This window comes from Rheinheimera tangshanensis (assembly GCF_014645135.1).
In the GTDB taxonomy this organism is placed as follows: domain Bacteria; phylum Pseudomonadota; class Gammaproteobacteria; order Enterobacterales; family Alteromonadaceae; genus Pararheinheimera; species Pararheinheimera tangshanensis.
Window position 1 is genome coordinate 33,531 of the sequence record NZ_BMLH01000013.1, and the last position, 12,712, is coordinate 46,242.

Genomic DNA, 12,712 nt, shown 5'->3' on the forward strand with positions numbered 1-12,712 from the left:
TGGGCAAAGCCAATAAAATTCGCTAATAATCAAGCTGTTCGTCTACAACAAAATAAAAGACACCACACAGTTAGTTCTCCTTTTTTGTCACAGGGTTGCAGTTTATGTCAAACGAAAACGCGTTATTAAGCTTGCTGGTTGAAAAAATCCAGAATGATACCTTGGTGCTGCCAAGTCTTCCTGAAATTGCCTTACGAATTCGTAAAATGGCGGAAGATCCAAATGTGAATTTAAACCAGATGGCAGACATTATCTCGCACGACCCTGCCATGTCAGCACGTATGATGAAAATCGCTAACAGCGCCTTTTTAGGCCGCTCTGTTCATGTCAATTCCCTGCATCAGGCAGTGACACGTATTGGTTTACGTTATATCAAAAACATAGTGACTGCTATGGCGGTAGAGCAATTGTTTGTTTCTCATTCAACTTTAATTAAAGGCATGATGAGCAAAGTATGGCAAGACACCTTAGAAGTAGCGGCCGTAGCGCTTGCAGCTATGCAGCTTTACAACAGCAACTTAAAAGTCAGCCCGGTGAATTTTGACACTATGACTTTAGCTGGTTTAATTCATAACATCGGCGCTTTGCCTATTTTGACTGAAGCCGAAAAACATATGGATCAGTTTGGTGACAAAGACTTTATCGCAGGCTGCATCACAGATTTAGCTGGCGGTATAGGTGGCAGCATTTTACGTAAATGGGAATTCCCGGACGAGCTGGTAGAAGTAGCTGAACAATGGAACACCAAATTGCCACATACTGATAAAGTGAATTATCTCGACTTTATCCGAATAGCCACTATTCAAAAAGGCCATTGCAAAGATAAAACAGAACCTCGTCTGGCATTAAAACCTTTTGCGGATCGCGGTTTAATTACAGGTGTGGATTTCTACCGCTCTCCTGAATTTACTGTGATTTATCAGGATATGAAGCAGCTGTTTGTTTAATTTAAATTGGGGCCAAATCATTGTTAACAATATGATTTGACCCCACTCTGGTTTTTAGTTAAATAACTTCTGGTGTAACTCTTTTACTACTGAAGCAGCTGATGCATCCTGCACTAAAAAGCACAGGTTGTGGCGCGAAGCACCATGACAAATCAGCCGCATATTAATTTGTTCCAAAGCACTAAACAGCTCACCTGTTACGCCTTTGGTGCTATGCAGATGATTGCCTATCACAGCCACCAGACTTAAGCCCTGCTCTACCGTTACTTCACAGAATGCTTTGAGCTCATCCAGTGCAGGTTCAATAGCAGAATTAAAAGCACTTCCTGAAGACTCGTCCAGCGTTAAAGCCACCGAAATTTCCGACGTCGTCACTAAATCGACTGAGATCTGGTGACGGCTTAAAATATCAAAAACACGGGCTAAAAAGCCTGCCGCATGCAGCATTTCCGGGCTTTTTACTGTGATCAGCGTCTGGGATTTACGCAAAGCTATAGCGCGATAGGCTGGTTTATGTTCAACCGATTTTGCAATCCAGGTACCACCGGCTTCTGGTTCGCGGCTGGAGCCGACAAAAACTTTGATATTGCGGCGCATCGCCGGAATTAAGGTCGCAGGATGCAATACTTTGGCACCAAAAGTGGCCATTTCGGCAGCTTCATCAAAACTGATTTCATTGATACAACGGGCATCTGAGGTCAGGCGTGGATCTGTGGTGAAAATACCCACCACATCAGTCCAGATTTGTACAATGTGAGCGTTTAAAGCTTCACCTAACAAGGCTGCGCTGTAATCAGAGCCGCCACGGCCTAGAGTCGTAGTTTGCCCTGCTTCATCAGCACCAATAAAACCTTGGGTCACTACTATCTGTTCTGACAGCAAAGACTGTAAATGGCTTTGTGCCAGTTCTGCAATCAGGTGAATTTGCGGCTCACCTTTACCAAAACGACTGTCGGTACGAAGCACACGGCGCACATCAAAGCACTCTGCTGCTGCGCCGCGTTCCACTAACACCTGAGTAAATAACACCGAACTTAAACGCTCACCAAAAGACTGGATCAGATCTTTGTGCGCACCAGAATACACAGCGCCACCGGTTTCAATCAGATTACGTAAATCATCCAGCAAGGTGTTGATTTGTGCAGCCACAGCTTCAGGTTGCTGCAGAGCATTGAGCACCGCCAGCGTAATACGCTCTATGCCCTCATAGGAGGTGTAACGGGCCTGAACTTCGGTTTGTTTAGTAATATCGACCAACAAGTTAGTCACACCTGAACTGGCACTGACAGCCACCAGACGGATATTCGGATCGGCTAACACAATATCAGCACAACGGGACATAGCCGGAAAATCGGCCACTGAAGTTCCGCCAAATTTGGCGACGATAAGTTGATTAGACATTCGAGTCTCTCCTTATTCAAAAAGTCATAAGGCAGAGCATGGCATTTGCAGGCAGTAAATAAAGTTGTGATGCAGGCTCGATGCTGCAAACAACTGATCACAGACACACAAAGGCCAGAAGCTCTCCACCACAAAAAACAGGTGACAGTCGTAAGGATTCAGCCTTAACAACCGAATCATCTGCCGCTACAGCATCTGATCCTCGGCGTTAATCCCCCTCAAACATCCTGCGGCTTGTAGCAGCCTGAGATGTTCTACCTGGTTAACGCTCCTCTTCTGGTCTATACCCGTCGTTCTTGAAGCTGCAGCTTTGTTGACTGCGTGCCCTCGCCCCAGTCACATAGGACTCCTATGCTCCTGGAGACTCACGCACTTGTCGTCGCGCTGCAACTCCAATTACGTCAGGTATCTCATAATCACGTATGATTGACGGCGCTGAGCTTAAGTGACTTTTTTACAAAAGGCAACAGCCGTTTAGCCGTCTTTTCAAAAAAGCTGCAATTTAATTACAGCTTTTTGCGGTTAGCTCAGTGCAAACTGCCCAACAAAATAGACGCCAACATAACCTAGGCTGTAGCAGCCCAGCAGGTAACCTGCCATTTTAAAGTAAGTGCCAAAGGTCAGCTCTTTTACTTTACTCATGGCAATAATACCGGCGGCTGAACCTATGATCAGAATAGAACCACCTACCCCAGTCGCGTACGTCAATGTCAGCCATTCAGCAGTCGTCATGGTTAAATCTGCTTTTAATAAAGCCGCAGTTAAAGGCACGTTATCAATCAGAGCTGACATTAAGCCCATCAGGTAGTTGGCTTGTACAGGCTCTAAATACTGATACAGATGGGTGATATTGGTCAGCACACCGATTTCTTTCATAATGCCAACCAACAATAAAACACCTAAGAAAAACAGTAAGGTATCAAACTCAACTTCGCGGATATAACTTAAAATATTGACGCCGGTTTTCTTACGCAGCAGGTACTGAGCGGCCAAAAACATCACACCTAAACCAAACAAGAAAGTCAGTACAGGTGGGATCTGGAACAGAATATTAAACAGCAGTGTAGAGCCTATAGTGGATGCAAAAATGGCGGCGATAATCACATCCGCTTTTTCAATCGGCTTAGGTGATTTGTCCAGCACGATACGACCTTTCATTTTGCGGGATAATAAAATCGCCAGCACAGCGACAGCAAACAAAGACGGCAGAATTAGTAACAGTAAATTGGCAATAGTGACTTTACCCGCTAAAAAGAACATCAGCGTCGTAACATCACCTGTAATCAATGACACGCCGCCACTGTTCACTGCAAAGATAATCAAAGTGGCGTACTGAATACGTTTTTTCACTTCCAGTTTGATGCTACTAATCACCGCAATAGCCACTAGCGTGGCAGTCACGTTGTCGGCAAAAGACGAGAAGATAAAAGCGAATACCGCGATAATAAACATCAGGCGACGCTCTGATAATTCAGCCGGCAATAAGCGCTGAACGACCTGAGAAATAAAGCCTTTGCTATTGAGATATGCAACAAAAGTCATAGTTGACATTAAAAACAGCCACAACGTAGCGATTTCTAGTAAGTTATGATTCAGCTGCTCGCTGATTTCGCTGCTTGTAGCACCGTGCATTGGAAAGATAAAAGCAAGGATCCAGCAAAGAGTACCGAAAAAAAGTGTCGTTTTTGCCTTGTTTACGTGGATAATATCCTCTATAACGATCATTACAAAGGCTATTGCCACCAGAGCCAAAATTACTGCGCTTACCATGATGTAGTACCAGCTTTAAAGTTGTGGAAAAGGAAGGAATTTGCGGGGCGGTATTCTACCAGTCCGCGCCAGATGCCACTACCCTACCAAAGTCACATTTGTGAAATATTTATGATCAGCATGAAAAGAAAGGACAAATGATAGCGCCACGTAAAATTATCCGCTGCTTAGATGAGCACTGGACTGTCATTGAGCAGTTGGTTGAACGAAGTATCAGCGGTAACTTCAGTTTTCAGGATGTACAGCATCTGATCCTGCGCCACAACAATGGCATGAGTAGTGAACAGGTGTTCCGTGAAGCACAACGTTTTTTGCAACTGGAAATTCTGATCCCACTGGCTAAATCTAGTCAGTTAGAGCTAAATCGTTCTGTGCTGGAATTTGCTCAGCAACTGATGCAAGAGCAGCAATTAGGCCTTGCGACCGATATTGAAAGCCGGATTCTGGAGCTGAAACGTTTATCCGAACGTATGCAGGAGGCTGCTCAAAGCCGTGATAGCAGTGAGCTGCGTCGCTTCTCCCGTGTCATGGACGAACGTATCCGTGAAGTACTAAAACATTTTGGCCAGAATGAAAGCGCCATTTTGTCTTTAGTAGAACGCGCCAAAGCAGATGAAGGCAAGTTGAGTTTAGCGCGGCGTTATGCTGCTGTGATGGATGCTTTTGATGACTACATCGATCCTGTTTTGGCGCTGGTCGATATCAATGGCCCTTTCCAGCTGACCGTCTCAGCTGTTGAGGTTATGCTCAGCGAGTTGCTGCAAATTATCGAAGTCACAGGCACACTGAACACTGAAAAAGAGACACTCATTCAGCTGCGCACCCGATTGATTGAAATGAACCAGGTCGGCCGTGAAAGTTTAAGCCGCTGTGCTGACTTGCTGATGCCACTGCGAGACGAGCTGCGCCGTAATACATTGCTGTCCCGTAACGCCAGTTTCTTATTAGGACAGATGCGTAAAAAAGGCATAGATCTGACGTTAGAACCTTTAGTACCAGCCATCAGCTCTGACAGCCAACGTTTCTCTTTAGGCTCTGCCAATCAAATCACCAGCTATATGGCGGAGCTGTGTCAGTACGAACATGATGCTTATCAGCTACCGGAAGAAATTCTCAGCAATCACAGTATGCTGATGCAGGTACCTGAACTTAAAGATGTAGTGCACAAAGCCAAAACACTGAAAAAACTACCGGATTTAAGTCGCTGGCTGGCTGAGAGCTACCCTGAACTACCAGTGGATGAACTGCTTTTCCTGTATCAGGAGCTTTCACGCTCAGATGAGCTGACGTTAGAACACAGCGAACACCACACAGAATTGACACTCAATGGCTACAAGCTGACCTTACACCCTTTTCAAAGCAGCGAAGCCGGGACTTTATAAATGCAATTAAATTTAGATGAACTGACCCAACTGGCTGAAATCAGCAAAAAGCTGTCCAACGGTTACCATATCAGCGAACAGGATTTTGCCTTGTGGCAGGAACTGGATCTGCAGGAAGACTCCTATACCGCCTTGTTTGGCGCTTTAGGCAATACATTAAAACGCGACAGTCGTGGTTTCTTTTATTTTGAAGTCGACGACGCCACCGCCAGCATGGGTAAAATTTCCCGTCTGTTTGCGTTGACCTTATTTGCTTTGGTGGAGTTTTATGCCGATAAAGGCCAGGACCCGTTGCGCGCCTTGTTTGAACATGAAATCACCACAGAAATCTGGGGCCAGTTGCTGCAGCAGCAATACCACTTATTCGAACAATTGGAAATATTCTCAGTCACCGACATGAAACGTGAAATTGCCAACCGCTTATTACGTTATGGCCTGGCACGGCCAAGCGGCGATCAGATCAAATTATTATCCCCTGTGTATCGTTATTTAGATGCGTTAATGGATGTGGATCACAGCGCAGTCACAGAGGAGAACGCAGATGTCTGAGCAACAAAAACAAGAACTATATGGCTTAACCAAACTGGCGCTACTGAATACAGCGGGCTACGCCAAATGTGTGATCCCGCTGGATGATTCATCCTCTATTTGCGCCCCGAATAATACGGGTAAAAGTTCGGTGATTAACGCCCTGCAGTTCCCACTGATTAACGATTTGCGTTTAACAGAGTGGGACGGCCACGACTTAGACGAAACCCGTAAGTTTTATTTCGGTACAGACCAAAGCTACATACTGCTCGAAGCCAATTTGCCAGACGGCCCTGTCGTCATTGGTGTAGCAGGCCGCGGTAAAATTGCAGGTTATGCGTTTCAGTATTTTTGCTACAAAGGCAAACTGGACTTAAACCATTATTTAGATGGCAAAAGTTATGTGCGTTACAACAAGCTGGACCATCATTTACGCAGCTTAGGTTTTGATCCTATTGAATTAAAACAGTCTGAACTCAATGCGATGCTGACGGGTGGCGCTACCCCTTTTGACAGTCGCATTAACCTTCGGATGATCCCACTGGCTAACGTGTCGGATGCGCCCGTCTACAAAGACATTTTCCGTCGCATTCTAAACCTGCACCGCTTAACAGCGCAGGATGTCAAACGGCTGTTATTGCCTGTCTTTGCCCGGCATTTAGGCGACCCTAAGGTCGATTTTTATCAGGTCTGGCACAACGCCTTTGAAAAGGTCAATAAAGACAGACGTGAACTTAAAGCCCTGGAAAACCAGCAGGAAGCCGTCACAGCCCTTGAAAGCCTGCTCGACAACCGCTCAGTATTAAAAGGTCGTTTAGCCACGTATGCCCCTAAACTGGATGTGGCTTTAACTGAATTTCATAGCTACTTTGACGATCAACAAGAGCTTCTGAACGAGCAGTTGACTGGTCTTTTGGCTGAAAAAAGCCAGTTGGAAGAGCGTCAACGTTTGTATGTTGGCCAAATAAAAGAACTGTCGGGTCGTCAGCAGCAACTGCAACAGTGGTTTGGCGAATTTGATGCGTTACATCAAAAATTCAGCTTAAGTAATGAAGCTACCTTGCAGACCAATTTAAGCAATATCCGCGCAGCCTACGAGCAACTAAGTCACAGCTTACAAGGAGCCAGTCAGGTTAATGCCACCACTTTGGCGCATCAGAAAAGCCAAAGTGCCAAACAGTTGCAAAGCTTAAAACTGCAGCTGAAAAACCTCGAATTTAACCTGTATTCCCGTCTGCGCGAAGATTTAAGCTTGCCGGAAGTACAGCAAATCACCCGCATTCTGAATCCGGATTTGTTGTCGCTTTCCACTACTGGTGGCGGTGATATTGAAATTCTGGATGATGCATTGTTCTCAGAGCAACTGGAGAAAATCGCTGATTGCTTTAAACAAGGCAAACTGCATTTACCTGGTGTAGTGATAGACCTGCATCATTTACAGCCGGTCGAGCAAAATAGCCTCGAGAACAAAATCCAGCTAAAAGAGCAAATTGATGCGCTGCAGCAAACTTTACATACGCTGGAGCAGCAGCTAGCTGTTGCTGGAGATTTGGCCGGTAAAACCCGCGAAAAAGACCGTTTGTATCAGGATCTGTTGCAAGCTGAAGAAGACATCAAGAAGTTTGGCCGCTATCGGCAAATGCTGGAAATCAGCGACGAGCAACAGGCGCTGCAATCAGAGCTTGAAATTGAAGAAGACAAGCTGCAGGAACAGTTGGCTGAAGTACAGCACAAGGCCTCTACCCTGTCCGACCGTCGCAACTTAGTTTCTAATAAGCAGGAACAGATTAAGCGTCAGGCGGAGCGAATTGAGCAGGAGAAAAAAGAGCGTATCGACTTCCAGCTCGATTTCTACTCCGGCAAAGTTACGCCTTATCCTATTGAAGTAACCTTAGATTTTGACAACTTAGCCGACGTATTACGCGACTTTAATAAGCAGTGTAATGAGCTGAAACTGATTGATGTGAATATCAAAAATACCTACTTGTTTATATTTAACGCCGGTATTACCAAGTTTGAAGTCGAGACGGACGAAGAGCTGAAGTTCCAGAAACTCATCAGTGCTTTCCATCACCTGGACAAAGAGCGTGAAGCCATTGAACGTCGTGCCCGCGTTGCTTTGACTGAAGTGGCGTCTACGCTTAAAGGCTTACGTGATGACTTAAACCGTTTGCATCGTGAGCTGAACAGCTTTAACCGCGGCATCTGGCGTCATCAGATTTCCAACCTACAGGATTTTAAAATTGAAATTGTTGACCGCGCTTTATTGGTTGGCCATATCGATACTATTCTGACCACCTCAGAAGCCTACCAGCAAGGCGATACGCTGGATTTATTGGCACCAAACGCCAGCAGCAATGAACGTGAAGTGCAGGCTGCAAAGGACTATTTAATTCAGGCGGCCAGCGAAAAAGGGGGTTTAACTTTATCGGACTTGTTTGATATCCGTTTTAAAGTAGTGAACCGGGCCGGTGAAGTAGAATTTTTCGACAAAATTGACTCGGCGGGCTCCAACGGTACCCGTATTACTATCAAGTTGTTGTGCGGTATGTTATTCATCCGCCAGTTATTGTCCGAGCGCGAACGCGGTAAATACCGTATTCCAATTTATATCGACGAAGCAGCCGATATTGACCCGCATAACCAGCAGGCCCTGATTGAAACCGCGCTGAACTTCGGTTTTGTGCCAATTTTTGCATCGGTTAAACCTCAGACTTCGTGCCGTTATATAGTGCCAATCCGCACTGTCGCTGGTGGCGCGCAAAACTGGGTGGATGAAAAAGACTGGATTTTATGTGAAAAAATTCCGGTAGCGGGTGAAATTGAACAACAAGTTTCGACAGAAACAGAACCTGCCTGAACCTAAACACAACTTCAGCTCAGCCGTTTTAGCATAGAAAGCGGTTGAGCTGATAGTCAGATGGCGTCAGCTTTCGTCTGATAAATAGTACCCTATGCCTCTTAACGTTCTGATATAACTCTGGCCAAAAGGCTCATCGACTTTTTTTCGTAAACGTCTGACATAAACATCAACCACGTTAGTGAGCGGATCTTCATTAATACCCCATACCGTTGAAAGCACCCGCTCGCGACTAAATACTTTTTGTGGGCTGGACATCAGTAGCTCGAGCACAGCCAGCTCTTTGGCGGTCAGCTGCAGTAGTTGGCCTTGTCGTCTGGCCTGCATAGAATCCAAATCTAATTCCAAATCACCTACTGTCAGTTGGCGCCGAACCGCAGCAAAAGGATTACGTTTAGATAACGCCTCAATCCTTGCTAATAATTCTTCAAAAGCAAAAGGTTTCACCAGGTAGTCATCAGCACCAGCTTTTAAACCATCCACCCTGTCAGAGACTTCAGCCAAAGCCGATAACATCAGTACCTTTACCGGTAACTGTTGGGAACGTATTAACCGACAGATTTGTAAACCATCCATTTTGGGCAGCATCCGATCCAGAATCACCAGCTGAGGTTTCTGCGCCAATAATGCTGGTAAAGCCTCACTGCCATCGCCGACCCAATCGACAAAATAGCCTTCGGCTCTCAGTCCCCTGATCAGAAAGTCCGCCACCTTTTTTTCATCTTCCACGATCAGGATATGCATGCGTTGTCCTCTTCAACTAAAGGTAAAATAATTCTGACACAAGTACCTTGTTGATCATCGCTGCTCAGTGTCAGCTCTGCATGCTGGCTTTGTACTAAGGTCTGACACAATGATAAACCTATCCCTAGTCCGTCAGGTCTGAGCTGGCGGGCATTATCTGCTCTGAAATAGCGGTCAAATACATGAGGTAAATCACCAGGCAAAATACCTATACCATGGTCCTGCACCTGAATAACACATTGCTCTGCCACTACCACACTTAATTCAACCTGCTGCCCTGTACTGCTGTACCTCACTGCATTATCGAGGATAATTTGTAATGCCTGCAGCAACTTATCCAGATCAAGCCACAACAACGCTGTGGCTGCGTTAGCAGGCAATTCTGCACACTGGATCTGCACTGACTGACTGGCAGACAACTGCCGGGCTAATGCAGTGATCTGTTGCCATAACTCGCCAAGGGTCAGAGTCCGCGGCCGCACCTGTAGTTGTTGTGCACCTCGCACCAGCATCAGTAGATCATCAATACGACTGGACAACTGCACACTGGTTTGAGCGATGCGCAGCAAGCTGTCCTTATAAAAATCAGCGGTTTTGTCTGCACCACGCAGACTAATTTCGGCTTCCCCCCGAATCGCTGTCGCAGGAGTACGCAACTCATGACTAACATCAGCCAAAAAACGTTGCTGTTGCTGTTCTGCATGCTGTAACTGTTCAAGTGCGTGTCGCAATTGAGCCGTGCGCTCTGCGACCTCAAGCTCCACTCGGCGGGTATGATCCTCTTCTTGTTGTCTGGCCCGCTCCAAACCTGTAGCCATCAGATTAAAGCTTCGGGCAAGCATGCTGAACTCAGCCGGTCCCTGCTCTGGCAAACGGTAATTCAGTTGGCCATCAGCCAGAGCTGAAGTACCTGTCAGTAACTGCTGCACTGGCTGATACAAAGCTCTGGATAACACAAGTGCAAGACTGACAGCACAAGCCACGCCAAACAAAGACACAACCACGACCAGAACTTTGACCTGTTGCAATGCTGTTGCCGCTTTTTCTTCGGCTTGCTCTGAGCGCTGGCGTTGTAATTCAATAGAGTCAGCAATCAGATGCTTCAAGTCCAGCCCTTCCAGATTATCGAAAGTTTGGATCAACAAGCGCCATATTTGCGCTTCGCGCTCGGGTCGGACTTGTTTATTCTTTAAACTTTGCTCCAAAGCTGCAACGTTCGTCTCAAGAATAGACAGGGACTTTAGCTGCTGGCTTATAGCAGCAAAGTCATCCGGATGTTCCGACAACCGCTGATCATGCTGCAATAAGGTATTTAAATCAGCCAGACTTTGCTGCATTTGCCCAAGGTATTGATCCCGTTGCTCTACAGTACTGTCTTTCGTTAGCAACGACTGAGCAAGCCAGACTTTAAGCCGCTGCTTATCAGCTCCAAGTGTAATAAATTCAGCCAGCATCTGATTGGCAACCCTACTGCGCTCTACATGATAACTGGCCACACCGGAAGCCCATATCGCAAGGCCAGCCTGCACCAAGGTGATTGCCAGCAACAAAAAAAACGCAAGATACAGTTTACTTCGAAACACAACCCCTCCGGTTCCATGCTCATTGATGCAAACAGAGTAATGCAAGTTAGAGCTAAAGGCTGCTTTGTTCATCTGTTTTTAATCTTCAGTGCAGGCAAACTTCATGGTAGATGCAGCAAATTGCTTTGTTGACTGGCAGATACTGAACCCAGACCAATCATTCAATAAAGCAAGGAAAAAAATATGAACCTTAAAATAACCAGCATACTTGGACTGACTTTTGTAGCCTGGTACGCTCCACTGGCCTATGCCAACACAGCCATCACGGAAGCCGAGTTAAAGGCGGCTCAGGACGCCTGGGGGCAAGCACTGATCCAGATCAGCTCTGATTACGAAAAATCCGGACTTGAAAAAGCAAAAATTACCGCAAAAACTGTGCTGGACAAGGCTTATGGTTACAACATCACTCCTGTGTTATTTAAGCCAACCCTGGCCACAGGTGCACAAACTTTCCGTACCACCTATCAGGGAGCACTAGCCTATTTTGTTGGCGGTGACAAAAACTTTCCTGCAGACACAGGTTTTGCACTCAAAGGCTGGACAGCCTATGACTATAAAAACGCCGCGGTTTATATCAATGGTGATATGGCGTTAACCACGGGTCATGTGATGCTGACGGATAAAAATGGCAAAGTCACTACAGTAGATAAAAGCTGGGGCTTTAAAAAAGCTGCAGATGGTAAATTACGCATAGTACTGCACCATTCTTCTTTGCCTTATCAACCTCAGTAGCACCAACAGGTTAGAACGGTATCAGCTCCAGAGTTTGCCCACTGGAGTTGATGCCGAAAGATGCCGTGCCACCTGAGCCTGAAATAATTCAGCACAGCCCATGGCGTCTGTCACCGCATGATGAGGTTGATAAGCTGGCAGTTGGTAACGCCGCCGGCAGTCTGCGAGTCTTAAGGATGGCTTGGCTTGTGCTGTCATACTTCGCCACCAGCCTTTTAATCCAGACTGTGTAAAACCCCGTTCTAACGCCAATGTATCAATCATTGGAAATACGACACCTTCTTTTATCCGGCTCATTAATCCATGATACAAAAAGGCGCGCTCTATAGGCAGATGATGCACCAGCACCACTTTTCCAGCTAAGGCCTGCAATAAAGGCTCAATATACTGCTCTAGATCAGGTGCCTGCGCTATGACGCTATCGGTAATACCGTGCACTATCACCGAACTGTCTTTGAGCTGTATTCTGGGTTTGACCAAATAACTTTGCGCCTTGCTGCTATAAATTCGCTCTAACGTCAGCGGCACCAACCCTATACTAACAATGCCGTCACGCACCGGGTCGAGGCCTGTGGTTTCGAAATCCAAAGCAACATAATGGATATCTTGCAAAGCAGTACCAGCAGCTACAGCGCCAGCCTGATAAAAAGCTTTTAATCTGGCATCTTTGGCGCTTAACTCCAGCTGCTGCATGGTTTTTTGCCAGTTTTTGCTTAGCAGTTGCAGCGGATCTGTTTTTAATTCCTGCTTTTTCAGATAAAACAT

Annotated in this window: 10 protein-coding genes and 1 riboswitch; of the genes, 5 read left to right on the forward strand and 5 right to left on the reverse strand. The window is 46.1% G+C overall.

Translation table 11 applies throughout. The features are described from left to right. The first annotated feature begins 104 nt into the window (after positions 1-104). Positions 105-947, forward strand: a complete 843-nt coding sequence (locus IEW88_RS17870; protein WP_147905304.1) for an HDOD domain-containing protein — start codon at positions 105-107, stop codon at positions 945-947. A gap of 54 nt (positions 948-1,001) precedes the next feature. Here the strand turns inward: IEW88_RS17870 and lysC are convergent, their stop codons facing one another. After that, complete coding sequence (lysC, locus tag IEW88_RS17875) at positions 1,002-2,348, reverse strand: lysine-sensitive aspartokinase 3 (RefSeq protein ID WP_147905303.1); 1,347 nt, start codon at positions 2,346-2,348, stop codon at positions 1,002-1,004. A 110-nt stretch (positions 2,349-2,458) separates the two neighbouring features. Then, a riboswitch (Lysine riboswitch) is annotated at positions 2,459-2,632 on the reverse strand. Between the two features lie 238 nt (positions 2,633-2,870). After that, positions 2,871-4,118, reverse strand: coding sequence for a sodium:proton antiporter NhaD (gene nhaD / locus IEW88_RS17880; protein WP_147905302.1), 1,248 nt, complete (start codon positions 4,116-4,118; stop codon positions 2,871-2,873). 137 nt (positions 4,119-4,255) lie between these two features. Here nhaD and IEW88_RS17885 point away from each other — a divergent pair, with 137 nt between their 5' ends. Genes IEW88_RS17885 through IEW88_RS17895 form a run of 3 tightly spaced genes read left to right on the forward strand, consistent with a single transcriptional unit; the run spans position 4,256 to position 8,888 of the window. After that, on the forward strand, positions 4,256-5,500 hold the full coding sequence (locus IEW88_RS17885; protein ID WP_147905301.1) for an MksB family condensin complex protein: 1,245 nt from the start codon (positions 4,256-4,258) through the stop codon (positions 5,498-5,500). Beyond that, positions 5,501-6,049 (forward strand): condensin complex protein MksE, encoded by a 549-nt coding sequence (locus IEW88_RS17890; protein ID WP_053424906.1) that lies wholly within the window; start codon positions 5,501-5,503, stop codon positions 6,047-6,049. Continuing rightward, complete coding sequence (locus tag IEW88_RS17895; protein ID WP_147905300.1) at positions 6,042-8,888, forward strand: Mks condensin complex protein MksF; 2,847 nt, start codon at positions 6,042-6,044, stop codon at positions 8,886-8,888. Before IEW88_RS17890 ends, IEW88_RS17895 begins: the two co-directional genes overlap by 8 nt. Before the next feature lie 66 nt (positions 8,889-8,954). On the opposite strand, the gene IEW88_RS17900 is transcribed toward IEW88_RS17895, so the two are convergent. Next, on the reverse strand, positions 8,955-9,632 hold the full coding sequence (locus IEW88_RS17900; RefSeq protein ID WP_147905299.1) for a response regulator transcription factor: 678 nt from the start codon (positions 9,630-9,632) through the stop codon (positions 8,955-8,957). Beyond that, positions 9,620-11,215, reverse strand: a complete 1,596-nt coding sequence (locus IEW88_RS17905; RefSeq protein WP_185148651.1) for a sensor histidine kinase — start codon at positions 11,213-11,215, stop codon at positions 9,620-9,622. The genes IEW88_RS17900 and IEW88_RS17905 overlap by 13 nt, the downstream gene beginning before the upstream one ends. A gap of 183 nt (positions 11,216-11,398) precedes the next feature. On the opposite strand from IEW88_RS17905, the gene IEW88_RS17910 reads away from it, so the two are divergent. Next, the gene (locus tag IEW88_RS17910; protein ID WP_147905297.1) at positions 11,399-11,947 is read left to right on the forward strand and encodes a metal-independent carbonic anhydrase family protein; all 549 of its coding nucleotides are present in this window, start codon (positions 11,399-11,401) and stop codon (positions 11,945-11,947) included. 21 nt (positions 11,948-11,968) lie between these two features. On the opposite strand, the gene IEW88_RS17915 is transcribed toward IEW88_RS17910, so the two are convergent. Then, entirely contained in the window at positions 11,969-12,712 is a 744-nt protein-coding gene (locus IEW88_RS17915; RefSeq protein WP_147905296.1) for a 3'-5' exonuclease, read from the reverse strand.